The 25,520-nt window shown below is 55.6% G+C and carries 18 protein-coding genes and 4 pseudogenes; 5 read left to right on the forward strand and 17 right to left on the reverse strand.

The window, feature by feature from the left end; genetic code table 11:
* The 3 genes and pseudogenes from ACN0V1_RS17885 to egtD form a co-directional block, all read left to right on the forward strand.
* A pseudogene (locus ACN0V1_RS17885) lies at positions 1-413 on the forward strand (MFS sugar transporter); the annotation flags it as partial.
* A 325-nt stretch (positions 414-738) separates the two neighbouring features.
* Positions 739-2,046, forward strand: a complete 1,308-nt coding sequence (egtB, locus tag ACN0V1_RS17890) for an ergothioneine biosynthesis protein EgtB (RefSeq protein WP_417546296.1) — start codon at positions 739-741, stop codon at positions 2,044-2,046.
* Positions 2,047-2,116: 70 nt separating this feature from the next.
* Positions 2,117-3,115, forward strand: a complete 999-nt coding sequence (egtD, locus tag ACN0V1_RS17895) for an L-histidine N(alpha)-methyltransferase (protein WP_417546297.1) — start codon at positions 2,117-2,119, stop codon at positions 3,113-3,115.
* A 4-nt stretch (positions 3,116-3,119) separates the two neighbouring features.
* Here the strand turns inward: egtD and ACN0V1_RS17900 are convergent, their stop codons facing one another.
* Positions 3,120-4,229: an alcohol dehydrogenase family protein gene (locus tag ACN0V1_RS17900; RefSeq protein WP_417546298.1), complete on the reverse strand. Its 1,110-nt coding sequence runs from the start codon at positions 4,227-4,229 to the stop codon at positions 3,120-3,122.
* 160 nt (positions 4,230-4,389) lie between these two features.
* Here ACN0V1_RS17900 and ACN0V1_RS17905 point away from each other — a divergent pair, with 160 nt between their 5' ends.
* Positions 4,390-5,268: a LysR family transcriptional regulator gene (locus ACN0V1_RS17905; RefSeq protein ID WP_417546299.1), complete on the forward strand. Its 879-nt coding sequence runs from the start codon at positions 4,390-4,392 to the stop codon at positions 5,266-5,268.
* Between the two features lie 223 nt (positions 5,269-5,491).
* Here ACN0V1_RS17905 and ACN0V1_RS17910 read toward each other — a convergent pair whose 3' ends face one another.
* From ACN0V1_RS17910 to ACN0V1_RS17965, 12 genes and pseudogenes are all read right to left on the reverse strand, one after another.
* Complete coding sequence (locus ACN0V1_RS17910; RefSeq protein WP_417546300.1) at positions 5,492-6,295, reverse strand: ABC transporter ATP-binding protein; 804 nt, start codon at positions 6,293-6,295, stop codon at positions 5,492-5,494.
* Between the two features lie 33 nt (positions 6,296-6,328).
* Positions 6,329-7,384 carry a FecCD family ABC transporter permease gene (locus ACN0V1_RS17915; RefSeq protein ID WP_417546301.1) on the reverse strand — a complete coding sequence of 352 codons (1,056 nt, stop codon included), beginning with the start codon at positions 7,382-7,384 and terminating at the stop codon, positions 6,329-6,331.
* Positions 7,374-8,378, reverse strand: a complete 1,005-nt coding sequence (locus ACN0V1_RS17920) for a FecCD family ABC transporter permease (RefSeq protein WP_417546302.1) — start codon at positions 8,376-8,378, stop codon at positions 7,374-7,376. The genes ACN0V1_RS17915 and ACN0V1_RS17920 overlap by 11 nt, the downstream gene beginning before the upstream one ends.
* Entirely contained in the window at positions 8,375-9,361 is a 987-nt protein-coding gene (locus tag ACN0V1_RS17925; protein ID WP_417546303.1) for an ABC transporter substrate-binding protein, read from the reverse strand. The genes ACN0V1_RS17920 and ACN0V1_RS17925 overlap by 4 nt, the downstream gene beginning before the upstream one ends.
* A 151-nt stretch (positions 9,362-9,512) precedes the next feature.
* A complete protein-coding gene (locus ACN0V1_RS17930) occupies positions 9,513-11,636 on the reverse strand; it encodes a TonB-dependent receptor family protein (protein WP_417546304.1) in 2,124 nt (707 codons plus the stop codon).
* A gap of 120 nt (positions 11,637-11,756) precedes the next feature.
* On the reverse strand, positions 11,757-13,043 hold the full coding sequence (locus ACN0V1_RS17935) for a type III PLP-dependent enzyme (RefSeq protein ID WP_417546305.1): 1,287 nt from the start codon (positions 13,041-13,043) through the stop codon (positions 11,757-11,759).
* A complete protein-coding gene (locus ACN0V1_RS17940; protein ID WP_417546306.1) occupies positions 13,040-14,929 on the reverse strand; it encodes an IucA/IucC family protein in 1,890 nt (629 codons plus the stop codon). Before ACN0V1_RS17940 ends, ACN0V1_RS17935 begins: the two co-directional genes overlap by 4 nt.
* A gap of 36 nt (positions 14,930-14,965) precedes the next feature.
* Positions 14,966-16,177 carry an MFS transporter gene (locus tag ACN0V1_RS17945; RefSeq protein ID WP_417546307.1) on the reverse strand — a complete coding sequence of 404 codons (1,212 nt, stop codon included), beginning with the start codon at positions 16,175-16,177 and terminating at the stop codon, positions 14,966-14,968.
* The gene (locus ACN0V1_RS17950; RefSeq protein WP_417546308.1) at positions 16,174-17,970 is read right to left on the reverse strand and encodes an IucA/IucC family protein; all 1,797 of its coding nucleotides are present in this window, start codon (positions 17,968-17,970) and stop codon (positions 16,174-16,176) included. Before ACN0V1_RS17950 ends, ACN0V1_RS17945 begins: the two co-directional genes overlap by 4 nt.
* On the reverse strand, positions 17,967-19,184 hold the full coding sequence (locus ACN0V1_RS17955; RefSeq protein WP_417546309.1) for a hypothetical protein: 1,218 nt from the start codon (positions 19,182-19,184) through the stop codon (positions 17,967-17,969). The genes ACN0V1_RS17950 and ACN0V1_RS17955 overlap by 4 nt, the downstream gene beginning before the upstream one ends.
* Before the next feature lie 157 nt (positions 19,185-19,341).
* The gene (locus ACN0V1_RS17960) at positions 19,342-20,106 is read right to left on the reverse strand and encodes an HpcH/HpaI aldolase family protein (RefSeq protein WP_417546310.1); all 765 of its coding nucleotides are present in this window, start codon (positions 20,104-20,106) and stop codon (positions 19,342-19,344) included.
* Positions 20,107-20,234: 128 nt separating this feature from the next.
* Positions 20,235-20,342 (reverse strand): annotated as a pseudogene (locus ACN0V1_RS17965) (LysR family transcriptional regulator); the annotation flags it as partial.
* An 80-nt stretch (positions 20,343-20,422) separates the two neighbouring features.
* Between ACN0V1_RS17965 and ACN0V1_RS17970 the strand changes: the two are divergent.
* A pseudogene (locus ACN0V1_RS17970) lies at positions 20,423-20,695 on the forward strand (pirin family protein); the annotation flags it as partial.
* Between the two features lie 179 nt (positions 20,696-20,874).
* Here the strand turns inward: ACN0V1_RS17970 and ACN0V1_RS17975 are convergent.
* From ACN0V1_RS17975 to ACN0V1_RS17990, 4 genes and pseudogenes are all read right to left on the reverse strand, one after another.
* Positions 20,875-21,042 (reverse strand): annotated as a pseudogene (locus ACN0V1_RS17975) (branched-chain amino acid ABC transporter permease); the annotation flags it as partial.
* 51 nt (positions 21,043-21,093) lie between these two features.
* Positions 21,094-22,308 carry an ABC transporter substrate-binding protein gene (locus ACN0V1_RS17980; protein ID WP_417546311.1) on the reverse strand — a complete coding sequence of 405 codons (1,215 nt, stop codon included), beginning with the start codon at positions 22,306-22,308 and terminating at the stop codon, positions 21,094-21,096.
* A 50-nt stretch (positions 22,309-22,358) separates the two neighbouring features.
* Positions 22,359-24,005: a fatty acid--CoA ligase gene (locus tag ACN0V1_RS17985; RefSeq protein ID WP_417546312.1), complete on the reverse strand. Its 1,647-nt coding sequence runs from the start codon at positions 24,003-24,005 to the stop codon at positions 22,359-22,361.
* A gap of 251 nt (positions 24,006-24,256) precedes the next feature.
* On the reverse strand, positions 24,257-25,486 hold the full coding sequence (locus ACN0V1_RS17990; RefSeq protein ID WP_417546355.1) for an ABC transporter substrate-binding protein: 1,230 nt from the start codon (positions 25,484-25,486) through the stop codon (positions 24,257-24,259).
* Between the last annotated feature and the right edge of the window lie 34 nt (positions 25,487-25,520).

A 25,520-nucleotide genomic window follows, 5' to 3' on the forward strand; every position in this document is an offset into this window, starting at 1 on the left:
TCTGGGGCGGCAAGCTGGCTGATCGCCTCGGGCCGACCTCGGCGTTGTACATCATTTTCGCTGGCCTGGCCGCCATCCTCTTTGTACTCACCTTCACAGCCTACAATCCCATTGCAGCAGTCATCACCTTGCTTGTTTGGGGCGCCTTTGCCTTCGGAAACGTGCCTGGCCTGCAGGTCTACGTGGTTCAACTCGCCGAGCGGTATACGCCACATTCTGTTGACGTTGCATCCGGATTAAACATCGCTGCATTCAACATCGGTATTGCCGGTGGCGCCTGGCTCGGTGGGCACGTGGTCGAGGATATGGGGCTGATGAACACGCCCTGGATTGGTGGAGTAATTGTACTGAGCGCCCTACTCCTGACCCGGATTTCTTCAACACTGGATAACCGCGAACCGGCTACGGCCTGATCCATCAGAGGCCTCCCGAATGGGAGGCCCATTGAGATTCGTGATGTTCCTCTATATGACCCGTCGTTCGGCGACGCCGCCCAGGTGTTCGATCCACTGGTGTATCTGGGTTTCCTATCCGGAGTAACTCCGTTCGGCTTGCAGCCCTTTTACCTCAGAAACTATCGGTCAGGCAACCGCTCAGAAACCCCTATCGCCGCGCTCTAACGAGTGAAAGACATAACTAACCTGTAATGGAAAACAGTCCCGTAACGCGTATTGTTTGTGTTTCAGGTGATTGAACCGCTAGTCGCGCGCGCCGCCCCCTACAAGGAGCTTAACGGCCATGCTAGAAGAAGCGCCTCTTGATAATAGTTTCAGATTTCGTCAGGTTAGAAACCAATCCGAGTTGTTGTGCGAGTCCCTCAGCCCGGAGGATTGCAATCTTCAAGCAATCCCTGATACCAGCCCATTGAAATGGCATGTGGCCCATACCACGTGGTTTTTCGAAACGTTTATTCTGGTTCCCTTTCTAAGTCATTACCGTCTTTTTGATGAGCAATTCCAGGTTCTCTTCAATTCGTATTACAACGGTATTGGCAAGCAGCATTCCCGACCGAAGCGTCACTTATTATCTCGCCCCAGCCTTGATGAAGTTATGTCTTATCGGCGTCATGTTGATCACGCCATGGTTAATCTGCTTGACCGCCCACCTGAAGCCGATCAAAAAGAGATCAACGCGCGTCTGGTACTGGGGCTGAACCACGAGCAGCAGCATCAGGAACTCATGCTCACCGATCTCAAATATAATTTCGCTTGCAACCCTCTCCTACCAGCTTATGTCGACGGTGGCGTAGCTGTGAATCAGAACTCATTCAGGCGCGATAGCGGCTTTGAATTCTATAAAGGTGGGCTGATTGAAGTCGGACAAGAGGATGACCACCCATTTGGTTTTGATAACGAGCAGCCGCGCCACAAGGTTTGGCTTGAACCCTTTGCCATAGGCCGGAACTTGGTGACCAATGGCGAATTTCGCCAGTTCATGGAAGATGGCGGCTACGAGCGCCCTGAACTCTGGCTATCCGACGGTTGGAGCACTGTCCAGCAGGAAGGGTGGAGACACCCGTTGTATTGGGATCTCTCATCCGAGGAAGGGCGCATATTTACGTTGCACGGTGCAAAGCCGATAGAAGACGATGTTCCTGTATGTCATCTGAGCTACTTTGAAGCTGATGCCTTCGCGCGTTGGACAGGAGCCCGTTTACCTACTGAGGAGGAGTGGGAGCATGCCTGCATGCAGGCGAATACCCAAATGGCGGATGGTAGGGGCAGATTACACGGCCAGATCGACCGAACGCGTCTTCATCCAGATAATCTCCCCCCACGTCAAAAAGGACTGAGCGATATGTTTGGTCAGGTATGGCAATGGACGTCCTCGCCGTATCGCGCTTACCCAGGTTACCGCACTGCGCCGGGGGCGCTCGGTGAGTACAACGGCAAGTTCATGTGCAGCCAATTTGTCCTTCGGGGCAGCTCCTGCGCCACACCCAAGGGTCACAGCCGTTCTAGTTATCGTAATTTTTTCTATCCGCCGGATCGTTGGCAGTTCACTGGATTGCGCCTCGCCAGAGATGCTATGCCAGGGACAGAGTAACCGTTGTTCGTATACCCATTGGCAGTAACACCAGTGAACATCATTGCATTGCCCTACGCAGGAGCAAACCATGGATTCTCTAGTCAAGCCTGTCTCGAATAGCGACCTTCAACCTCAACTTGCGAACCTCCGGGTCCATCATTTGGACGATGCTCTGGATGATGACCTCGCATTGATTCGAAAAGGCTTGTCTGATGCAAAGCCTTGGCTGCACCCCAAGTTTTTTTATGATTCTCGGGGCTCCAGGCTCTTCGATGCGATAACCGAAACGCCCGAGTATTATCCTACTCGTACCGAAGCATCGATATTTTCACGCTATACCCGTGAAATGATGGATCAGATGAGTGACAGAGCGGTGCTGGTAGAGCCGGGTAGTGGTAATTGCGTTAAAGCCTTAAAGCTCCTCAGTGATGAGCGACTCAATCATTACGCACCTATCGAGATTTCGAGGTCGTTTCTGGTGGATTGTTGTACACGCCTGGCGGCTAACAATCCGGCGTTGCTAGTGGATGCTGTGTGTGGCGATTTTACCCGTTGTCAGTCGTTACCAGGATCAGTGCCGGCTGATGGCCGTGTGGTCTTTTTCCCAGGTTCCACCATCGGTAACTTTGATCCCGATCATGCGCAAACCTTGCTTGAAAACTTCCACGAGCTGGCCGACGGTGGCTATCTGCTGATCGGGGCCGATCTCCCGAAAGATCGCGCCACCTTGGAGCGTGCCTATAACGATAGTCAGGGCATTACGGCTCAGTTCAATCTCAATATGCTGTCGCACCTCAGTAGCTGTCATGAATGTAAGTTCACGCCGGAACATTTCGAGCATCTTGCGTTTTATAACGCCGAACTCAAGCGTATTGAAATGCATCTCGTCTGCAAAACAGGCACCGCCATTCAGGTTCAAAATGACATTTTTACGTTAACGCCCGGCCAGAGCATCCATACTGAAAGCTCTTATAAGTACGACTCGGCTGATTTACTTAGAATGGCTCGCTCTGCGGGATTTGAGCCGGTTGGACAGTGGACCGATTCACGCGACTGGTTTGCAGTTTATCTGTTGCGTGCTGTCTGAGAATTCAGCTTGTCGGCGTCCGGATTTCTATTGCTAATTTTCCCGGAAAGCGTTTGGCCATGAAGTCCTCTTGGGCTTGAACGACATACCGCAAAGCATAGGTTTTTGCCACCACCGGCCGGATTTCGTTTCGCTCTATGTAGCCGATCAGGTTCTCGAACACCTGCTTGGGCTGCCAGGTGGACCCGAAAAAGCTCAGGTCCTTGAGGTACAGGGTGCGCACATCCAGTTCCACGATGGGGCCGGCGATGGCACCGGACACTACGTAACGACCGCCTCGGCTGAGCACTTCCAGTAACTCCGGCCATTGAGGGCCCGCCACCAGATCCGCCACTACCTGAACGCTGTCCTTATCCAGCACTTCAAGCAGCGACTGCCCCCTGGGGATCAGCTGATCAGCGCCCAACTGACGTACCTCGTCAAACTTGGATTCACCACACACTGCGATCACCGTGGCGCCCCGGCGCTTGGCCAACTGAACCGCCGCTGATCCGACGCCGCCCGAGGCGCCGGTGATCAGAATCCGTTCGCCGGCTTTCAGACCTGCCCTGTCCAGCATGCCTTCGGCGGTTGAGTAGGCGCAGGGAAACGAGGCAAGTTCAACGTCGCTCAGTGTGCTGTTCACCGCAAATACTTCGCTGGATCGCGCCACAGCGTACTCGGCGTAGCCGCCATTGCACTCGGAACCGAAGGTGATGAGGTTATAGGAAGACGGGTTATCCGGTGCCTGTTGTATGGGGCGAACCAGCACCCGTTCGCCGATCCGTCCCGGGTTCACACCCTCGCCTACCGCAACGATGATTCCGCACACATCAGCGCCCTGAATGCGCGGAAAGCTCAGGGGCTTGCCCGACCAAGTAGCGTCTTGCTCGTTGGCCGTCGCAAAACCGCCCGCCGCGCCTTGATCCGTTCCCGTCGTCACTCCCTTGGAATACCAGCCTGTGCGGGTATTGATGTCGGTGTTGTTGATCGCACTCGCGCCTACCTGGATCAGCACCTCGCCCGCACCGGGCTTTGGCACTTCAAGGTTGTCCCGAAATTCGAGTTTATTCAGACCGCCATGCCCGGTCAGAATAACCCCGGCCATAATGTCAGGGATGTCGATGTGATTCATGGTGTCACCTCCTCGTTAGTGCCGGACCTATTGATCTGATCAATTTATCGTCAATTGCAACGGCTATGGTGGCATCATAGAGCCCGACAGTTATTCACTCAAACGAATATTATTGATACGCTGATTCAGTTTTTATAATACACGGTCGGAAACAAAGCCTATGAAACCCCTGCTTGATCTTGATCTGTTAAACACCTTTGCCGTGGTGGTGGAGGTTGGCGGGTTTAAAGAGGCATCCAGCCGCCTTTTCCGTTCGCAGGCAGCCGTCAGCATGCAGATCAAACGATTGGAGGAGCAGCTTGGACATCGCCTGCTGGAGCGCAGCAACCAGGGCATCAAGCTCACCGAGCCGGGAAAAACCTTGCTGGGCTATATTGACCGAATACTGCGTCTGAATAACGAGACCCTCAGTGCACTTAGCCTGGAGCCACTGCGAGGACCGGTGCATTTCGGGATACCCACCGATTACGCCCAGACGTTTTTGCAGCAATTCATACCGCGCATCCGAGACGCCTTCCCGGAGTTGGTGCCCCGGATTACCTGCGGCCGTAGCCGCAAGCTCCGGGAGTTGGTAACCACCGGTGATCTGGATGTAGCCATTGTCACCGGCGAGCCTCAGTTTGCATCGGAAAAAAGCCTGTGGTCGGAAGCCCTGTGCTGGTATGCCCCGGTCGGGCTGCCTATCGATACGGAGGAAGCATTACCGGTTGCGTTACTGGAGAGCGATTGTGCGTTGAGGGATATTGCCGCTTCGGATCTGAAGCAGTCTGGTCTGGACTACCATCCAGTGCTGAACAGCACCGACATGGCCAATCTGTATTCGGCAGTGGAATCGGGGCTGGCAGTGGCACTGTTACCTGAGTCTTCGGTGATCTCCGCCAGAGTTCGCCCCATCCAAATGGATCAGCTACCCGGGCAGCGACTCCTGACCATGAACGTCATCAATGCCGGAACCCTGAGCCCCAATTTTCTCGAGCCCCTACAAGCTTGCATACTCGCTGCGGCCCGAGCGATTCATGATCGGTCAGCTGCCAAGTAATTGATTCATGGTTTGTTCTGAATGAAAGCCTTAACTTCTGGAGCACCGTAGTTCATCGACACTAAAACCTCAAAATTATGACAATAGTTGTCCGTCCGACGGATGAGCATTGGACAACTACAAAACGCAGTTAAATCTTCAGTTGACCCGGAATGGACAAATCACTGACTGGGAGCGCGAATTGGAAAAACCGGGCTCTTGCGTTGGACGACGAATTGGCCGTTTATTTGGTAATGGTTACAGTGTTGTGGTTCTGTGATGTGCCGTGACCCATGCAAAAAGGTAGCCCTTCAGCATTCAGTGATACGACCCCTCTAACTCTGAAAACCCGAGCGATTAGAGTCTCTGTAATCACCTGCCCCGGTGTGCCTGCGGCTTCTAGTCGCCCATTCTCCAGTACCATTACATGATCGGCAAATTGAGCGGCCTGATTCAGATCGTGCAAAGACATAATCACGGTCAGGCCGCGACTTTTATTGAGTTCGACCAGAAGTTCCAGTACTTCTAGTTGATATCCCCAGTCCAGATAGGTCGTAGGCTCATCCAGCAACAGAATATCGGTCTGCTGTGCCAGCGCCATGGCGATCCACGCGCGCTGTTGCTGCCCTCCGGATAACGACGCCACCGGACGTTCCGCAAGCGCCTCCACACCGGTCATATACATGGCTTGCTGGCATGCCTCGCGGTCTTCTCGCCCGTCACGTTGCCACCATTTTCGGTGGGGAAAACGGCCCAGCGTGACCAGGTCCCTCACAAGAATGCCTTCGGGCACGATGGGTTTCTGCGGCAACATAGCCAGTCGAAGCGCCAGTTCGTTGCGGCTCCACAAAGACAGGGGCTGTTCCTCAAGCAATACCTGACCGTGTCGTGGGGCTATTAATCCTGCAAGCCCTTTCAGCAACGTACTTTTGCCTGATCCGTTAGGGCCAACCAGGCAGCTGATCTCGCCTGCTGGAATTGCCAATGATAACTCGTGCACTACGTCGCTACTGCCGTATGCAAGAGTGAGTCGATCAGTACGTAACATAGCTTGTTTCCTGGGACTTTTCCGAATGACGCATTACGGCTGACGTGACAGCAGATAAAGAAAAAATGGCACGCCCAGTGCAGCCGACACCACACCAACGGGTAACTCATAAGGCGCGAAAATAGTCCGCCCTAACGTATCGGCGACAACAGCCAGCGTGGCGCCCAGTGCCGTACACATCAGGCACTGAACCAACAGACCTGAGCCGGCCAGACGTCGGCTGATATGAGGCACCAATAAGCCGATAAACCCTACTGGGCCAACAATGCCCACAGCGCTTGCCGCCATCAGCGCTGCCACCACCAGGGCAATGGCGCGCCAACGATTCAGATGAAGCCCGAGGCTGCGTGCCTGCTCGTCTTCCAGTTGCATAGCGCTAAGTGGCCGCAACAAAATCAACACGCCGATCATTCCTAGTGCTGTCCAGGGTAGCAAAGCCTCCAGATGGGCCCAGGTAGCGCCGTACAGGGAGCCGGCCAGCCATTGCGCCACCAGTTCGGTGTGTGCGTGCCCCCAAAATGCCAGGCCGCCGGTGGTCAACGCGTGAAGCATGCCGGCCAATACCGCACCCGTCAGGGTCAGTTTCAGGGGTGACAGCCCCCCATTACGCAGGCTCAAGCCATAGACGGCCAGTGCGGCCAGCAAACCACCGAGCATCGCCAGCAGCGGTAAATACTGAAGTGCAAAGGGAGTCCCCCCGTAAGGATTGTCGCCCGGCTGAATCCAGTCGCCCACCACAAAAGCGGCTACCGCCACCAGACTGGCACCGCCGGATATGCCGAGTATGCCCGCTTCTGCCAGCGGGTTTCGGGTAAGCAATTGCAATAGCCAGCCGGACAAAGCGAAGTGAATGCCGATCACCAGGCCAATCAGAGTCCGGGGCAGGCGTAAATCCATCACTACACGCTCAACGTGACTTGAACCCTCCCCCAACAACCCCGCCAGAACCTGCTGCCAACTCAAATCCGTGGCGCCAAACTGCAGGCCCAGCCAGGGCGTCAGAAAAATAAGCCCGCACCCAAGCCAAAGCAAAACCGTTGTTCGCTGCAGCAACGGTTTTTTGTCGGGCTCTCTGGTGTTAGCCAACATGGGCAGACTCACGGGAGTTCAATAAATACAGCAACCAGGGCGCACCAATCAATGCCGTTAACATCCCCACAGGCAACTCCTGCGGAAATGCGAGTTGCCGTGCCAGGGTGTCGGCCGCCAATAACAGTAACCCTCCCAGCAGCGCGCTCAATGGCAGCCAATGTTGAAACTGGTCGCGAATCAGGCGCCGTGCGATATGGGGCGCAACCAGGCCAATAAAGATGACCGGACCCGTTACGGAAACCAGAGCGGCCGCCATGATCAGCGCCAACACCAGGAATAGCAGCCGCCAGCGCCCGACAGCCAACCCCATGGACAGCGCTAATTCGTCATCAAGCTGCAGCACTCGAAAAGGTCGACGTAAGAGAAGTACCACCACTAAAGGCAAAATAAGCCACACAGCGACCAGCTTGAGCTGCAACCACCCCCGCCCCATCAGACTACCGGCGAGCCAGTAGTAAAGTTCAGCCGCTTCGGAGCCGGATACCAATAAAGTGCCCGTTGTCAGGGCCGTGCATAATGCAGTGACAGCAATACCGGCAAGCACGACCCGCTCGGGCTGGAGCCTGCCGCGACCCGCAATAACAAACGTCAGCATGCCACCCAGAAGTCCACCGCAAAGCGAAATGACAGGCAGCCACAAGGCATCGGGAGTAAAGAACGTCTGTGTACCCACCACTCCAAACGCTGCAGCAGCAATCACTCCCGTCAGCCCTGGCGAAGCCAGTGAATTTCGGGTGACCCCTTGCATGATGGCCCCGGCCGCCCCGAGAGTAGCGCCGCCCAGCATCGCGAGCAGATTGCGGGGTAAGCGAAGCTCCAGCACACTGACTCGCTCAATGATGCTGCCCTGCCCTTGCAAAACACTCCAGAGCGTTTCCGGGGTGGTCCACTGTCGACCGGCCAACAAACCCATCAAAAATAGTGCAGCGATCACCAACAATGTTGCACCATAGACAGTAGTCATGTTGGTACTGGTGGATGCTCGCCTCATTGCGACGAGGTCTTGACGGGCGTGAGATCCGGGAACAGCAGGCGCGCTATATCGTCAAGCACCAGAGATCGTGCGATGGGCCCGGCACTCTCTTTCCAGTGCTGGCCGACCTCAAACACCTCATCGTTCTTTACGGCCTGCAGATAAGGCCAAACCGGGTTGAGGGTAAAACCCCGCTGGCGGTTACTCGGCAGCAAAAAAATGACATCCGGATTCAGGGTCAAAAGTCCTTCCAGGCTGATGCGATAGCCCAGCGGGATACCTGAATCAGGATTGGGGGGCGGCCCACCCACATTGTCAAGATGCAGACGTTCCAACAGCTCCGCCGTCAGAAAGTGATTGTAATAGACAAAAGGCGTTTCACCACCGCTGGTGAGAATAGCAACAGTACGATTGCTGGGATTTCGGGCCGCAAGACTGTTTAGCCGGGTCAAAAACTGTTCATTGATCTGCCGCGCCTGTTGTGGCCGGCCGAAAGCATCACCAGCCAGTGCCACAGCATGCAGGCTGTCTTGCAGAGTAATGAGGTCCAGCGCCACCATGGGTGCGATGGCTTCAATTTGGGGGCCATCCTTTTCGGTATAACGTCTGATAGCAAACACCAGATCCGGTGCAATGCGGGACAAGCGTTCCAGGTTAGGCTGATGACGCGGTCCGAGACTGGGTACCTTATTCATATCAGGCCCTAAGTAGGCAGGCGTCCCTTCCAGGCCAAACGTCGTGATGGCTACGGGACGAATGCCCAGGGCTTTTGCCACGTCTGCACCAAACGTCGATATGGCCGCCGGTCTGGTGGCGGGCTGCGTCAACTCAATGGTTTTACCCCGATCATCAGTGAGTGTGACGGAGTTGGTTCCAGCCTGAGTCAGTACAGGAACTGCAATAACGACCCAGGTTATCGATAGGGCCAATCGGCGCCATAAGCCTGGGCCTGCCTTGATCCCGGGTCGCTCTTTGGTGGCAGTAGTAGCGTTCAACAGCATAATTAAATGAGAATCATTAGTGATGGGCGCGGTAGTGTAATCGGCAGCCAAGGGCGATTCAACCGTTTCGACTCGGGAAAGAATCACCCTTCTTCGTGATAAAGCCGGAGCCTGCACAGCAGATCCCGGCGTCGGATATCAGGCGACTGAATCAAAAGTCCAGTTGCGCCTCCAGAATGAGACTGCGCCCGGGCTGCGGAACACGGCCAATCGGGCTCACGTCCACACCCCGGAAGTAGGCATCTTCATCCAGCAGATTGTTTACCGCCAGGGCCAGGTTCAAATTACGCCCACTTCCCATAACGATGTCACGACCCAGGCGGGCGTTCACAAAATGGTAGGCAGGCAGTTCGCCAGCACCGCCATCGGCAGTTTCTTTCTCGGTGTTGTCTGCATCACTATAACTGGTGCTGACATACAGCCAGTTCAGATTGGCGTTCCAGGCCTGGTAGGAATAGACCACATCCGCACTGATCTTGTGCTCGGGGGCGTTCGGCAACTCGTTGCCGGCGTTGGCGCCGCTTAGCTGCTCTGTCTCGAGGAAGGTATACCCCAGACCCAGCTCCAGGTTGGGGTTCACCTGCCAGCGGTTATCCAGTTCAATACCCTGATGCCGTGTTTCACCGAGATTTTCGAACCGACTTTCGGTGCGGTTAAATTGAATCTGGTCATCGTAGTCAATTCGGAACAGGGTCGCTGATGACAGCAGATCAGGCGTGAGCTGTACACGACCGCCCAGCTCATAGTTCCAGGCCGTTTCATTAGCAACATCGCCGTCACGCGTAGTCTGAGCAATCTGCACCGGTACCAGAGACCGCTGGCTGTTGGTGAATAAAAAAACGCGATCTGTCGCCTGGTAGCCAAGGGTCAATCCTGGCAGCCATTCGTCCGTGTCGTTCTCTTCCTTGTTTCCGTTCAGGTTGTCACGAAAATCCATGTTGACGTCTTCATAGCGCAAACCCGGAGTCACCGTCAGACGATCGTCCAGAAAGTGCATGGTATCGCTAACGTAAAAAGCCAGCGCCTGGGTGTCGAGATGCCAGTCCCGCGCAACTGAGCGGGTATCGCTGGCAAATTCAACGCGATTGACATCAAACTCGACATCTTCTGTCAGGTAACGGGCTCCAAGCGTGATGTCATGGCCTCCCTTGCTGATGGCGAGTCGTGGCTCGGTACTGTAAACCCGGAAAAGCCTGGGCGAGTCAGCCCGGTGAGTAGAGGCGACGCCCGGATCAAAGACACCGCCCGTACCACTCAGGTTTTGACCAAAAAAGAAAGTACGATCCGCATCATGAACGAAGTTGCGCCACTGGAATTCAACATCCGGCGTCGGGTTGTAGGTCCAGGTAAACGTCGCACGAGTCATGTCAGCTTCATAGGCATCGTAAGGCCGTTGGCTTTGGGTACGGTCTTGTTCGTAAGCCTCTGGCGTCAATGCGCCAGGCAGCTCGGCATCGACGTTGTAGTACTGAAGCTGGGTGGCGAGTTCGTTCTCATTGTTCAGGTAGTAGCGGGCATCAACGATGAAGTTGTCGACTTGGGTATCCGAATGATCCCGAAAGCCGTCACCACGCTGGATATTAGCCTGAAACTGCAAGTCGAGCTTGTCACTGGCCGGGCCGCCGACGCGGTAGTAGGTATCCGTAAAGACATTTCCGGTCTCTTCCGCGATGGTGACCCGCTCACGCAGGGTGTGGGAGGTTTCAGCCGGAATCGGGCGCGTTACAAAATTGACCACGCCACCGACATTGTTCGGGCCATAGTGAACGGCCGCCCCACCCCGCACGACATCCACAGCCTCCAGGCTGGGGAGAGTGACCGGAAACAGGGACACGCCCACGTTGCTGTAGGGGCCGATCGCGATAGGATAACCGTCGGTCAGGATTTGCAGGCGCTCACTGCGCAGAGGATTCAGGCCGCGGACCCCGATGTTAGGCAGAATACCGGTGCCGGTTTCATCCAAAACCTGAACCCCGGGGGTCGCTCGCAAGGCATCTTCAAGATTAAGAGCGCCGCGCTTGTGCAATTCCTCTTTGTCGACAACGGTGCGTGAACCTGTGTAGGTTTTTTCGGATTCTTCCGTGGGCGCTCCCAACCAGTCCCCAGATATGGTGAGAGGCGGTAGCGTAAACAAGTCATTTTCAGCATCAGGGGTCTGTTCCTGTGCCAGCGCAGGCGAACTTATAAGCGCGGCAAACGAGAACGGTAAAAAGGAACGGGACCCTGGTCGAAAATACTCCAGCCCGGGTGAGCGCTTTATTGTCAGAAAAAACATGAAAACTCCATGGTCAACACTAGTTGATTATTTGTTCGCTTAAGGTCTTTCGCAATTGTAATGATAATAGTTCGTATTTCAATTAATTAATTTATTTCCTTTCTGTGGACATGCCCTTTGTCAGCCTAAGGATTCTTTCAGGAAGTGCTCGACAGGAGACGGGTGCATCAGAAAATCTTTATGGGAAATATTCCAGGCATACGCGCCGGCATAGGTGAACAGCACCAGATCCCCTACCCTTAGAACTGGTACCTGGACCTGACGCGCCAATACATCTTTGGGAGTGCACAGCTGGCCGACCAATGTGATTGCCTGGTTGTGAAGACCGGAAGACGGATTCACCCCAGGAACGGACAAAGACAATACTTCACAAGGGTGGCTGTGGGATTGAGCGGCAGGGGTTCGGAAGTGATGGGTGCCGCCGCGGCAGATGGCAAATGCTTCGCCCTGGCTGTGTTTGATATCCAGCACTTCCGTTACATAATAGCCGCAGCCCGCCGTGAGAAAACGGCCACATTCAAACCGGATACGCCACTCAGGAGAGGCTTCGTGTGCCAGCAGCCCGGCCAGTTCCCGGCAAAAATAGGGCCAGTTGAACTGCTGCTCCGGTTCGATGTAATTGATACCAATGCCACCCCCGACGTTGATCTGCCCGATCCGCAGACCGTAGTCGCTCTCCCACTGGCTGACGCGCCGCATGTAGGTCCGCATTAAAGCCAGGTGACGGTCAGGATCCAATTGATGGGACATGAGGTGAAAATGGAAGCCCTCCAGTTCCAGATGTGATGCGCGGGTTAGCAGAGACAGAGCCTGCGGAATCGTATCCTCATCCATACCAAAGGGGGTTGGCACACCGCCCATGGTCAGGCTCGTGGTCGCCATTTCCGGTAGGCTCAGATTAATGCGCAGCAAAATTTTCTGGTTCTTTCGGGCCTTCTCCGTTACCTCTGCCAGGCGCTCCAGCTCCAGCAAGCTTTCCACGTGAATCAGCTCAACCTCTGATTGGACGGCGTACTTCAGTTCCGAAATCAGCTTGCCAGGACCGCCAAAGATGACGGGGAGCTCGGGAAAATGACGTCGCACCCATCGCAACTCGCCACCCGATGCCACTTCCAATCCATGAACCCAGGGCACCAGGGTTCGCAGCAGTGGCAGCGAGGGATTGGCCTTGGTAGCGTAAAACATTTCGCATTGCGGTGGCAGGCACTCGACCACAGCTTTTACGTGGTTGCGCAGGCTGTCTAAATCGTAAATATAGGCGCAGAGAGGGTCGCTGTGCCGGTGCTGTAAATCCATGGCTGCCAGATGGATTCTGGCCGGTACTTTGCTATGCGGTATTGCCTCCTCAGGTACGTTTATGTCAGACGCTGCGCTGTTCGCTGCTTTCGTTTGTGCTTCTGTAGTCATGTTGTGCTGTCCGTGCCGATGGCTGTGTCTTCTGTCTCGGTACTTGCGATGCGGAGGTTCTGCGCCGGTGTCTCTGAAGCCAGTGCAGCCAGTGGATTGCGCACCTGCACGTACTCCGAATCCCGGTCTGCCCGCTTGAACAACCGGGTGATCAGGTTACTCTTGTTGGGAATTGACTCGCCTCGGAGTAATCCGCCGAGTACCTGGTGTGCCCAGGCGCTGTCGGAACCGTCCAGAAACCGTTCCAGATGGGTTTGCCAGACTCGCCACAGCGTTGCTTCCAGGTCCGAATCCTCCAGAGCAAGATAATTGACAGCTTGAAACAGGTTGTTGATCAACAGGCAGTAGGCAATGCGCTGCCATCCCTTGTCGGCGCTGTAGTGAATCGACGCCCGCGCTCGGGCGTCTATTTCGGTGGGGAGCGGTGCGGTCCAGAGATCGACAATCAGCTTGGTGCCCTCCAAATCACGTACAAACACCTGGGCGGGATACCCGTCCTTCAATCCGATAACCACATTTTGCAGATGGGGCTCAAACACCACTCCCCGGGTGAACAGGGCGTCCAGCACAGGCGGCATCAGCAGTTCCAGATAGCGATCGAACCACTCGACTGCCGCCTGGCGCCGGCTGACATCTGCAAATCGCGCCCAGGTACCCACGGCTTCCGCAACCGGGCAGCGGTCGAAGCGATCCTCGCTGAACAGCGACGCCGCCAACACTGGTGTTACCCCTGGCGCCAGCAGAGGCTCCAGACTGTTACGCAAGATCAGGCCGAAACCTTCCATGAGCGACTGACGCCGGGCGTCCTCAGCCTCGGTGAAATCGAGCGTGACATAAGCCGGTTCATACATCAGCCTGAACCCGGGATAGTCGGCGAGCATCGGTTCAAGATGTTCTCGCAACACCTGGGACAGCACCACTGCACTCTCCAGTTCGTAATACGCGTTCTTGCGCACGCAATTGGTGAGCCGGACATGAGTAGAAAACTTGTAGAAAAACGGATTGCCCGGCTGGTAAAGCGTGCGCACGGACGCCGTCGGATAGAAAATGCTGCCGCCCTGCCCCAGCGGCTGAATGCGGCCACTGCGAATGGACTCCAGTACGAAAGCCTGACGCATCAGGTAGCGTGCCTGCCAGGGGTGCACCGGAAGCGCCATGAAGCCCGCCGGCACCTCAAGCCCAGGCGGAGCAGCGAGTGTCTCAAGGTCTTCCGCATCCAGTCCGCGGCAGCGCAGATCGCGTTGCTGTACCGCGAAATAGTAAAGTGCAAACCCAGCTCCCATTTCCGGTGAGTACTGCAGCGTGTCTTCCTCGCTGAAGCCTTCCCTGGCCTTCGGAGCAGGGTGATAACGATGCCCGAAACTCAACGCCTGTTCCGACCATCGGTAACCCGTCAACCCTTGCCCCCAAACCGCCGGCACCTGGCTGTAGCACAGTATGCGTCGCATGACCTCACCGCTGCCCAGAATCTGCTGATACAGTTCGGCATTGAACGGTTGCCCGGAACGCCGGGCGAGATTCTGAAGCAACACTCTCGCCAGCCGGGCCAGATCCAGCAATTGCCAACCTCGGGGCGAGGATTTGAAAAAAGGGGCGGACTGGAAGCGATAGTTCCCCGCCAGAGAATCCCCCGCCACGGCCAACAACAACTCCCCCGCCAACTCTGGCAATTGGATGAGCAAGGCGGAGGCGTTGCCGGTGGCCAGTTTCACCCGCAACGCTTGGGGCCAGCTTTGGCCTTTGCCTATTGGCGCCACCTGCAGTTCGCCGGCTGGGGTCGCGATATCACGGCAATAACAGTTCAGCAGTGCTTCAATACCACGCTGATCAGCGAGATCCTCCCATCGTTTGTCGCGGTAGTGATGATTAAGCGCTGTGCTGGGCATGGTGGGCGATCTCCTTCCTGAGAATATTCTGGGGTATCATGTGGTCACCTTTTCAGGGGCTTCAGTAGTCGACGGGATGGACTTATGGAGCATAAGAATGAGCGGTAGCGACACCACCATCACGGTAGCCCCCATCCACAGCGGCGCTGCCAGGCCAGCAGGCCCGCTTAATGCACCAGCAGCTAGGCCAGCTGCCACACCCGCCCATTTGCCTACGCTGTCCAGCGCACCAAAAGTACGGCCAGCGCGAGCCGTTTGGGTCAGTTGTGCAATCCATCCATGCAAAACAAAAAAACCGAGCGTCATGCCGACTCCCATGACAAAGCGCCATGCTGTCAGCTCAATCAGAGAGCTGGACCAAGCCTGGCCAGCATAGGAAATCGCCATCAGCAGGAAGCCAGCCGCCAACCCGGTTTTATGCCCTTGGCTGACTGTTTTCACAAAGGGCGTCCAGAGCGCGATCAGATAGATTAGGTGCGGCAAGCTGTAGAGCACTCCGGCGGTCAGAGTATCGATTCCGGTCGCGTGCTGTACCCAGGGAATGAAATAGGGAAAGGTGGCCACCATCGAAAAATTGAAGGCGAACTGCACCGCCCATAACCGTCGCCACTCTTTCGACGGTGTTTTTGTGGTCCTCGTTGAGGTTCCGGCCGCTGTTCCTTCGGACACCGCAGCCTCAGGCCGGGGCTTGTCTGCCGGCGTCGCAAAGCCGAGCAAAAGCGCTGCCAGGATGGGCAGCAAGGCCAAGTACAGGTAAATATCCTGCGCCGGGAAGACGCTTATCAGCGCACCGAACAGCACCGGCGCCAGCACCATGGCCGCCCGCGCCGAGCCCTGCATCCAGTTGAGGCCACGGCTAAGGTCGCCCCCTTTCATGCTGGTAGACAAGTAGGCACTGGAGGCTGCAAATGTGCCACCGAGTAACCCTTGCAACACTAAAGCCCCCAGGAACATCCAGGCTTCAGGCGATAACCCCGCCAGCGCGAAGCCGATTGCAAGCCCCAACTGCGCCCGCAACAGTGACCAGCGACGCCCCCAGCGATCTGCCGCCCTCCCCCAAAACGGCGCTGCCAGTGCGGCGCACACTGTAGGGACCACATAAAACCACCCGACCCACTGAGTGTCATTCACGGCAAAGGCATCCGACAGGATCAGGCCGAAGAAAGGCGGCATGCCCAGCGCCACCAGAGCCGCTGTAAAGTGGCACAGCAGCACAATTACCAACTGTTTGCGTTGTATGCCAGTCATGCAGGACGCCTGAGGAAGTTGGGGGCACTTTTGCCATAAAACTTATTAATATCGGTGGCGCCGGTGTCCGCTTTGCTCTCCAGGCTGCCGGCCCGCAACAGATATTTGACGTAGAGGTAGTCGTCTTCGAGCAAACACTGCCGAGCAACGTTGGTCGCCACACCCTCCTGCTCAAGTTCTTGTAGAGTGGTTTCGACTTGATCTCGCAACCGGGTATACCAGTCGCGCCGGCTGCCGAGCCTCCGTGCCACCAGTTCCTCTAGCAATACGGCGATGTTGAGCTGCAGGGTGATGGTGGTGAACATCTGCACGAGGGGTTCTTCGGCATCGACCAGTATGCGGCTATCACGCAGCCCATCGACCACTGGCCGAAGCTCTCCCAGACGGGCGCATAAACGGGCAGGCCAAAGACGAGGCGCATCGTTATCCTTCATCAGTAGCCGTAACGGGCCTGCGTCGTCCAGTACCAGCATGGAATTCTGCTGGTTGGACTCAAGCGCAATGCCATACTTCAGCCATAGGCGTAAATGCACCGTCAGAGTCAGCTTGAGGTAGTCCTGCAGGAAGGCCTTCAGGTCGCCGCCATAAAAATGCGAGGCCAGCGCTTCCATCACACAACGCCCATCGCAACCGGAGGCCGACAGAGCCGCCACGGGAACAACCGTTGTGCCATCGAGTTCACCGGGGTAGCGGCGCACGATCATTCCCAGCCAGTTCAGGTCGCCGACATGGCCGCCGGTCGACTCGTCGGTCAGGCTGTATCGGGCAGCCAGTGCCGGGTCATCGGCCGCCACCGCCGTCAGCAGACTCTGCACCGTGAAACCGTCGTAAATGGTGCTGGGTTTGACCGTACGAATGTTACGAGCGCCGAGAGTCCTGATCGTTAGCGGCACCTTCAAATGAATGGAAGGCTCGTCGACCACTTGCAGGGTGCGTACCGACAAGGTTGGCGTCACCCGGACAGCGGGCTTCGGGGCTAAACGAACCTGATTGGCCAGATCAGAATCGGACAGATACAGGGTAAGGGCGGTGTCCCACACGTGCGGATGCATCGGTATCAGGCAGTGACTGTCGCCAAGTGAGGCGTCAAGGCCGACCGCCGGAAAATCTGGCCAGCACTCAGGCAATACACCCTGAGCCTGCATGTGAGGTTTCGGAACAGCCAGCCAGCGTAATTGGAAGACCGGCGCGAATTCTGGTGCAAAGGCCCGCAACGCTGTGTTGTCAAAGCCGGTTTTGGCTCGCGCGCTGGGGTAAAAGGGATGATCCTGGAATGCCGCCAGACGGTCATAGAACAGCATCCCGGCAACGCCATCGCCAAATGCTGGCCAAGCCTCATCAGACTCGGACAGATCCAGGAACCATCGGGCCTGCTCGTGCCGACACAACTGATGATGCAAAATGGCCGTATCGCATTCCGCCTCGTAAGTTTGGTGCTGAGCGAACTGTTCGTCATCCGCCACCGGTCGCAGGCAGGACAATACCTGCTCATAGCGATCCACCCTCGTCCAGTCATCCCATGCGTTGCCGGCCTGCCACAGCAGCGGATCACCGCTCCAGCACCAGCTTTGCATAAAAGAGGCGGCCCGCACCGGTAACCATAGAACGCCTCGCTCGAACTCCCATTTCAGCCAGGTTTCGGGAACCACCGGGGTGTGCGGAACCTCGCGCGCGGCTGCAACCATGGCCTTGCTTTGACAGCCCGCCACATCTTCACGAATGAGCGTGTCGATCAGGCGTCTGGTCAAATGGCGATTGGCTTCTTCAACCGGAGGAATCACTGGCGCATTCATGGCCGCAACTCCCATTCTTCGATCAGCGCCCCGCTCCAATCGTCCAGTGCCTGGTCGACCGTTGCCTGGTCGCTTGCGAAGACGCGCAGGATACCGAGGTAATCCTTGTTGGAATTGGTGATCTGGACCTCGTCACCGATCTTTCGCAGGGGCTTGAACTCCAGCTCCCCGTCGCCACAACAGACTCGGCGAGCGGCGCCGGCCCGAACGATCTCGCCAGCACTGGGAGCCATCAGGTAGCGAACGTGAGCGGCATGACGTGGCGACTCCAGAAAGGGCAAGGGCTGCCCGAGATGCAGGCGGAGCACACTGTCGAACCAGTGGCCATCCAACATCCGATCCAACAGAAACTCGCGCCCGTCTCCGATACTTCGATAATTGATCTCAAGCAGTTGAGGCCCGCTTGCGGTCAGCACAAACTCGCTGTGACAGACGCCGAGTTGCACCCCAAACGCCCGCACCTGCTCCAGCATCTGCTGTAGCAACAGGTCGTCTGGCTGGAACGGGCGCCAGCGGGCCTCCAATTCCACAAAATGGGGTGGTGATGACAAGGTAACGTCAAACCCTCCCAGCGCTATCAGGTCATGCTGGTCTCCGAAGGTCTCCAGAGTATGTACAGGCCCCTCAAGAAAACCCTCCAGCAGGAGCGGCTGGCCAGCATTCTGACGCCAAAAACCATCACAATAATCGTTTAACTGTGTGAAATTTTCGATTTTCACCACATGCAGACTCGCCACTCCCTCCCTTGGCTTGACCACACAGGGGTAAGGTACATCCACAGGCAACGCGTCTAGGCTTTGCGGATTCTGAAGCTCGGCGAACCAACAACCGCCCTGCTCCCTGGTGGGCAATCGCGCACGCATAGCCGCTTTATTCTTGGCCTGATAACAAACTCGCCAGTCTTTACCCGGCAAACCGAAATAGGCTGCCGCCAGCGCCGTCACCGTTTGCAGATGGTCGCTGTTGGAAAACACCCCCGCCAACGGTGCAATTGGTGCCAACTCATCCAGAACGGCAATCGGGTTAAACACATCACACTCGACAATATCGTCCGGGTACGCAGGCAAGTCTGGCTGACTGAAATACTGGTGATGGGCGGCAGCCTGATCGGTAACAATAACCACCCGACGACCGAGCCGGTGAGATGCGGGCAGAAAGCCATTGTTGACAGCGTCTGTGGGCGCGTGGGCCAGCATAACCAGGGTGTCACTCATCCTGATATTTCCCCTGTTGGTGGAGTTGATATTTAGATTTTTACGTCACTTGCGTTTAATATTAATGGGACGCATTACCATCAATATTTTATAGATATCCGGTGGTTATTATATTTTCAGGTAACGCCAAAGGTTTTGGGAAAGGCCCGGATTCCAGTCAGGCTTTGCTGTTACTGAGGTAAGTCTTGAGTTGTTTGAATAAAAGGCTACGATCTTCGCCCAACAGAAAGACCTGTGCACCCCAGGCGCGCCAGTGGGCTAACTGCTCAGCATTGCGGGGCAAGGCACAGAAATGACGGTCGGCCTTTCGACAGGTTTCGGCCAGACCAGCGATCGCCTCCTGCACACTGGGATGAAAGGGATCACCGGGAACCCCCAGGGACTGGGAAAGGTCAACAGCGCCCTCCAGCAGCCAGTCGACACCCGGCACACTGGCAATCTCCTCACAATTCCTGATTCCTTCCGTGTCCTCAATCATCACAACCACCAGTATTTCGCGATTGGCTTTCTCCAGGTAGCGGCCAAGAGGGATGGTCCCGAACCCGGTCGTTCGACCACCCGTAATACCTCGCTCTCCCAATGGCGCGTAACGCGCCATACTGACCACCGCCCTGGCCTCTTCGACATTGCGCACCCGGGGTACAACAATACCTTGGGCACCGCTATCCAGAGCATGGGCAATAGCGCCAACATCCGGCCCTGGGACCCGAACCAGCGAGGTTATACCTGCACACTCTGTCGCCCGGATCATATGTTCTACCGACTCAGGATTGGTGGACAAGTGCTCCGTATCCAGAATGACGAAGTCATAACCGGCATAACCGATCATCTCTACCAACCAGGGAGAAGGAACAGCATTTAACAGCCCATAAACGGCTTTTCCTTCGGAGAGCTTGTACTTGGTGGTGTTAGTTGTAAGCATTATCAGGCACTCAATTTTTACACTGAGCGCGAACGATAATCATTACTATTAACGAAGTCAACCCTTCCATTTTTTGCCCACTAACACCCTTATCCAGCACAACACAAAAACATGCTGACATCTTTGGTCAGCCGGGTATCAAGTCGGCTCTCCAGCCCAGCAACTCGCCGGCTCAGCTTGGATTTGGGTACTCCCAGTGCCCTGCCCGCTGGTGCAAATCCACCGCGCTTTACCACTTTTACGAATTAAAAAAGATCGTTCAGATCCTGCATATTCGATCGTCTTATATGTAGAACCCAAAGTATAGATTCTCGTACCTACCCAGCTACTCGATTACGCCGGGCCCTCTGAATTTCCACCGGCTCAACGTCCCCGTGGTGTTGGTCAACACCCTCATCGAGGCTTCGAGACCGTTACAGTGGTTTACAGCGGTGAGCTGGAACACCGAGACACATCGGGTGCAGGCGGGCTCATTGGTGAGGGAGACGTCCAGTGGATGACAGCTGGCGCAGGTATTGTGCATGAGGAGTTCCATTCCCGACAACTCACCGAGCAAGGTGGTTTGCTGGAGATGGTGCAGTGTTGCGTGATGAATACACAGGAAGAAATTCAACAGGCCATGCTCGATTTTCAATCAGGAAAATTCGGCGCCCTCTAGCGGGGATTATAGCAGGCACTGGTTCTGGGGGCTGACATCGACTTGGCAGATTTCAAACTGCCAGTCGACAACGAACGGATTCCGGATCTTGAATCATAACTTCAGATCGATCAACCGGAGTTTTTCCGAATCACCTTCTGCAGTTCGCCGACCAGACCCTTTCGGAAAGCCAGCACGCAAATAACGAAGACTACGCCCAGCAAGGTCATAAGAACCACCTCGCCCGACATGAACCAGTGAACGTCGGTAAGAGAGGCCAACTGGGCCAACAGCTTCCTTTTCCTATCGTTAATCAGGGATACGGGGCAGGTAACCCTGCCCCGGAACGGTTACTCCTGGCTCAGTGCGAATGCGCAGCCGCCTTCTTCGAGTTTCAAGAAGGCGTCTTCACCCTTAATCACTCTTTCTATCGCGAATATGTCGTTCTCATTACTACGCTCATCTGCGTTCTTGATCCGAACCTGCAACATGTCGTGCACCATTCGACCGTCTTTACGCAGGTACCCGTTACGGGAAAAGAAGTCCTCGACCGGCGTCTCTTTCATCTTGGCCATTACGGCGTCCGACTCGTCAGTACCAACCGCTTCCACTGCTTTCAGATAATGCATGGTCGAGGAATAAGCTCCGGCCTGCGCCATGGAGGGGATTTTGCCGTCCATGCGGGCCATATAGCGCTTGGACCATTCGCGGGTTTGATCATCCATATCCCAATAGAAACCAGTCGTCAGCTTCATGCCGCCGGCGATTGCAGGATCCAGGGCTTGGGCATTCGGGGTAAAAACCAGCAAACCAGCAACTTCGGCAATCTCGGTGACACCGAATTCCGCAGCAGTCTTGAGGGCGTTAACCATGTCACTGCCAGTATTGGCCAGTGCGATTACATCTGCGCCAGAGGACTGGGCTTGCAGGATGTAGGAGGAGAAGTCGGAGGTTCCCAGAGGCGCGCGTACGCCGCCGACTACTTCACCTCCGTTGGCTTCGATCACACCGGTAGCGACTGACTCCAATGCATGACCAAAGCCATAGTCAGCGGTGATGAAAAACCACTTGTTTTTGCCCCCTGCCACCATCGGCTTTACAGTACCATTAGCCAGCGACACCACATCGTAGCTCCAGTGCGCATTGTAAGGAGAGCACGCCGAGGTGGTGAAAGCATGACTGGCAGGGGCGGCGATAAGAGTGATTTTTCCGGCATTGCTCATCACTTCGGTCACGGCCCCGGTTACCGAGCTGGCTACTGCGCCATTAATGACGTCTACCTGTTCGTTCTCAATCCATTGGCGCGCGATAGTGGACCCGATGTCCGGCTTGAGCTGCGTGTCGGCACTGATGACTTCGATAGGCTTACCGAGCACTTGCCCGCCAAAATCATCGACAGCCATTTGTACGGCTTCGATACTGCCCTGACCGGTAATATCCGAGTAGACACCACCCATGTCGGTCAGGACGCCAATCTTGACCTTGTCGTCGGAAAAGCTTCCGTGAGCCAGACCAGCAGCGGTGATCAAAGCGGTAGCGGCTGCAGTTTTAAACATCAGTTTCATGGTTTTCTCCACACTCGTTGTTTTTATTTCGGGTTTTACATAAGAGTTTTTTATGTATTCAACTCGCTACGAATCAGTTTTTTATTGATCTTTCCGACGCTGGTTTTGGGAATCTCATCGACAAACTCAATCCGTTCCGGAATCGCCCACTTCGCAATCTCACCGCTATCGACAAACTGTTTCAGATGGGTCTTGATAGCGTCGGAGGTCACTTCAACTCCCTCCCTGAGCACGATCGTAGCCACCGGCCGCTCATCCCAGCGTTCGTCAGGTACACCAACCACTGCAACTTCTGATACTCCAGGATGCTTGCTGATCAGGTTTTCAAGCTCGATGGTGGAGATCCATTCACCGCCTGTCTTGATCACGTCTTTGATTCGGTCCTTGATCTGCAGGGTGTTGCGGCTGTTTATCGATCCCACATCACCGGTATGCAGCCATCCTCCTTCCCACAATTCGGCGCTTTTCTCCGGTTCTTTCAGGTAACCCTCGGTCAGCCAGGGAGCACGCGCGACCACTTCACCGACAGCCTCGCCATCGTGAGGGACATCGTTGCCCTCAGCATCAACGATACGAATATCAACCAGGGGTGTTGCGACACCGGCAAGGATGCGGGCCGCGCTCTGCCCAGACATCGGCAGGGCTCGTTCTTCATCTGTCAGGTTGACCATTGTGATAACCGGGCAGGTCTCGGACATACCGTAAGCCGTCACGAAGTTGATGCCCCGGTCAGCCATCTGGGCGGATAACGCCTGAGTGGGTGCAGAGCCACCTGTGAGCATATTCCAGCCCGACAGGTCCGTGGTCTTGGCTTCTTCGCAGTTGAGCACCATCTGCAATACGGTCGGGACTCCGTGAGAGAAAGTAACGCCCTCTTCCCGGAACAACTGAACCAGGCGATTCGGTTCATAACGACCCGGATAGACCTGTTTGACCCCTAGCATGGTGGCGATATAGGGAACACCCCAGGCATGAACATGGAACATCGGGGTCATGGGCATATAGACATCGTCGCTACGCAACAACGCGTTTGCATCCGAGCTACCCAGCGTTATCGCTGTACTTAATGTGTGCAGCACCAACTGACGATGGCTGAAGTACACCCCTTTCGGGTTGCCGGTGGTCCCGGTGGTATAGAATGTTGTCGCGATCGAGTTTTCATCAAAATCCGGGAAGTCGCACTCGGCATCTGCTTCAGCCAACATCGACTCATATTCGCCGACCACCTTCAGGCTGGTGGAGCCAGCGTTCGGGGCGTCTGTCAACTGTACATAACCACGCACGGTCTTGAGCTCGGGAGCCACTTTCTCGATCAACGGTAGAAAATCATCGTGAACCAGTACAATGTCATCTTCGGCGTGATTCATGGTGTAGAGAATCTGGTCGGGGCTCAGGCGAATATTCACGTGATGCAACACGGCGCCGATCATGGGTATGGCGAAGTAGGCTTCCAGGTAGCGATGGCTGTCCCAATCCATTACCGCCACGGTATCACCGGCACCGATACCGGCTTTTTGCAATGCATTGGCCAGGCGTGCGATGCGCTCGTTCAGGGTCAGATAGTTATAACGAGAGATATCGCTGTAGACGATTTCACGGTCAGGGAAATAACGCACACCCGATAACAGCAGATTTTTGATCAACAGGGGGTATTGGTATGCGCTTTCGGTGGCTGGGAGCAGCTTGGTCTTCTTCATGGTTGGCTTTGCCTTTTTGTTGGAGCTATGTCGGAGAACGAGCAAGACCGGTGCCAATTACGACGAAAACAAAAGGGGCTGTTTCTATTGGATTAAATCGGGGTGAATTCTGAGGCAAGTACACCTATGAGCGGATATCGCTCATCTTCGGTGGGAACGATGAGCGGATAGCGCTCATAATGAGCCTGATCATGGGCCAACTTCTCCCCTGGTATCCGGGAGGTGGATTGCGCGGGAGGCGACCTGAAGATTCAGGGAGTCAGGGGGTGAATTTCAGGCATATAAATCTTCCAGTTACCCAACATGCGTTTTGCCGGTGGGTAGTCTTCATTGGGAAGCGATTCACCAATGGCGGTGACCTGCATTATCTGATGGCTGATGGGGTCGATCCATGATTGAAACCCGGGTGGGTCTTCGGGCAGTGGCAGCTTCAGCCCTTCCAGCGCCAGGCGCATGCCTTCAGCGTCGGTCTTCTCTGCTTGCCGCCAGGCCTCGGCAACCGCCAGAATGGCCGCATAAGCGCTCTCGGCCATGAAATTCGGATATCGGCCGCTTCGTCGGTGAAACTCCGCCACAAACTCACGATTTCTCGGGGTGTCCGGCCAGTTATTATGGTGATGACCTGAAAGGATCACGCCGGGAGGCAGGTCGTTCCCCAGCGCGGCAATAATACTGTACCCGCCCCCGGTGTCAAAGTTGGCCAGTCGGCTGACCTCTAACAAACCTTGCAGATGCGCCTGACGGACAAAGTTTGCAAAATCATCACCAAAAAAATTACAGATCACTATGTCTGGCGGCGAACTCAAAAGCGCTTGGATATAGGTCGAATAATCCGGTTCCGAAAGTTTGGGATAATACTCCCCACTGATTTCGAAGGGCACCTCCAGGTCTTCCAGCCCCTCCAGTAGATCCTCCAGTGCCCTGTGGCCGTAGTCATAGTCGGGGCCGACGTAAGCCAGCGTGGTCCACGGCTGCTCAGATTTCATTTCTTTCAGGTAACGCGCACCCGCACGCATAGACTGCCGGCTGTCATTATTGACCCTGAAATACCAGGGATTCACAGGCGCCTGCGTCAGTCTTGACGAGCTGTGACCCGCGCCAATGAAGAGCATTTTCTGCTGTTCGGCATAAGCACTGATCTCAAGGGCAATGCTTGAGTACACTACACCGCACAAAATATCGGCTCCTTGCTCTTCTACCAACTGTCGGGCCAGGGTCGCACTGCGATGGCGCTTGCCTTTGCTGTCTTCGAGAAGGACTTTCAGGCGGGGATAGAGCTTGGGTTCACCAGCATTTATGTACTGTTGGTTCAAGTGCTGAAGTTGATCCAGTGCCATGCCTATCGCGACATCAGCGTCGCGACCGAAAAATCCCATCGGCCCTGTCAAAGGATAAAGGCAGCCGATCGTTAGCTCGGGCTCCGCAACCTCCCCCCCTGCTCGCGGCTCCTGTCCATAGGCAGAGATGGCAACAACGACCAGAGCACCACGGTTGCGCCCAGAGCCTTGCGGAAAA

Origin of the sequence: Marinobacter sp., assembly GCF_048266785.1 — a bacterium.
Taxonomy (GTDB): Bacteria; Pseudomonadota; Gammaproteobacteria; order Pseudomonadales; family Oleiphilaceae; genus Marinobacter.

What these genes read in the sequence shown, in the direction of transcription:
- egtB (WP_417546296.1), top strand. Translation starts at nt 739, where the DNA reads ATGCTAGAAGAAGCGCCTCTTGATAATAGTTTCAGATTTCGTCAGGTT.
- egtD (WP_417546297.1), top strand. Translation starts at nt 2,117, where the DNA reads ATGGATTCTCTAGTCAAGCCTGTCTCGAATAGCGACCTTCAACCTCAA.
- ACN0V1_RS17900 (WP_417546298.1), bottom strand. Translation starts at nt 4,229, where the DNA reads ATGAATCACATCGACATCCCTGACATTATGGCCGGGGTTATTCTGACC.
- ACN0V1_RS17905 (WP_417546299.1), top strand. Translation starts at nt 4,390, where the DNA reads ATGAAACCCCTGCTTGATCTTGATCTGTTAAACACCTTTGCCGTGGTG.
- ACN0V1_RS17910 (WP_417546300.1), bottom strand. Translation starts at nt 6,295, where the DNA reads ATGTTACGTACTGATCGACTCACTCTTGCATACGGCAGTAGCGACGTA.
- ACN0V1_RS17915 (WP_417546301.1), bottom strand. Translation starts at nt 7,384, where the DNA reads ATGTTGGCTAACACCAGAGAGCCCGACAAAAAACCGTTGCTGCAGCGA.
- ACN0V1_RS17920 (WP_417546302.1), bottom strand. Translation starts at nt 8,378, where the DNA reads ATGAGGCGAGCATCCACCAGTACCAACATGACTACTGTCTATGGTGCA.
- ACN0V1_RS17925 (WP_417546303.1), bottom strand. Translation starts at nt 9,361, where the DNA reads ATGCTGTTGAACGCTACTACTGCCACCAAAGAGCGACCCGGGATCAAG.
- ACN0V1_RS17930 (WP_417546304.1), bottom strand. Translation starts at nt 11,636, where the DNA reads ATGTTTTTTCTGACAATAAAGCGCTCACCCGGGCTGGAGTATTTTCGA.
- ACN0V1_RS17935 (WP_417546305.1), bottom strand. Translation starts at nt 13,043, where the DNA reads ATGACTACAGAAGCACAAACGAAAGCAGCGAACAGCGCAGCGTCTGAC.
- ACN0V1_RS17940 (WP_417546306.1), bottom strand. Translation starts at nt 14,929, where the DNA reads ATGCCCAGCACAGCGCTTAATCATCACTACCGCGACAAACGATGGGAG.
- ACN0V1_RS17945 (WP_417546307.1), bottom strand. Translation starts at nt 16,177, where the DNA reads ATGACTGGCATACAACGCAAACAGTTGGTAATTGTGCTGCTGTGCCAC.
- ACN0V1_RS17950 (WP_417546308.1), bottom strand. Translation starts at nt 17,970, where the DNA reads ATGAATGCGCCAGTGATTCCTCCGGTTGAAGAAGCCAATCGCCATTTG.
- ACN0V1_RS17955 (WP_417546309.1), bottom strand. Translation starts at nt 19,184, where the DNA reads ATGAGTGACACCCTGGTTATGCTGGCCCACGCGCCCACAGACGCTGTC.
- ACN0V1_RS17960 (WP_417546310.1), bottom strand. Translation starts at nt 20,106, where the DNA reads ATGCTTACAACTAACACCACCAAGTACAAGCTCTCCGAAGGAAAAGCC.
- ACN0V1_RS17980 (WP_417546311.1), bottom strand. Translation starts at nt 22,308, where the DNA reads ATGAAACTGATGTTTAAAACTGCAGCCGCTACCGCTTTGATCACCGCT.
- ACN0V1_RS17985 (WP_417546312.1), bottom strand. Translation starts at nt 24,005, where the DNA reads ATGAAGAAGACCAAGCTGCTCCCAGCCACCGAAAGCGCATACCAATAC.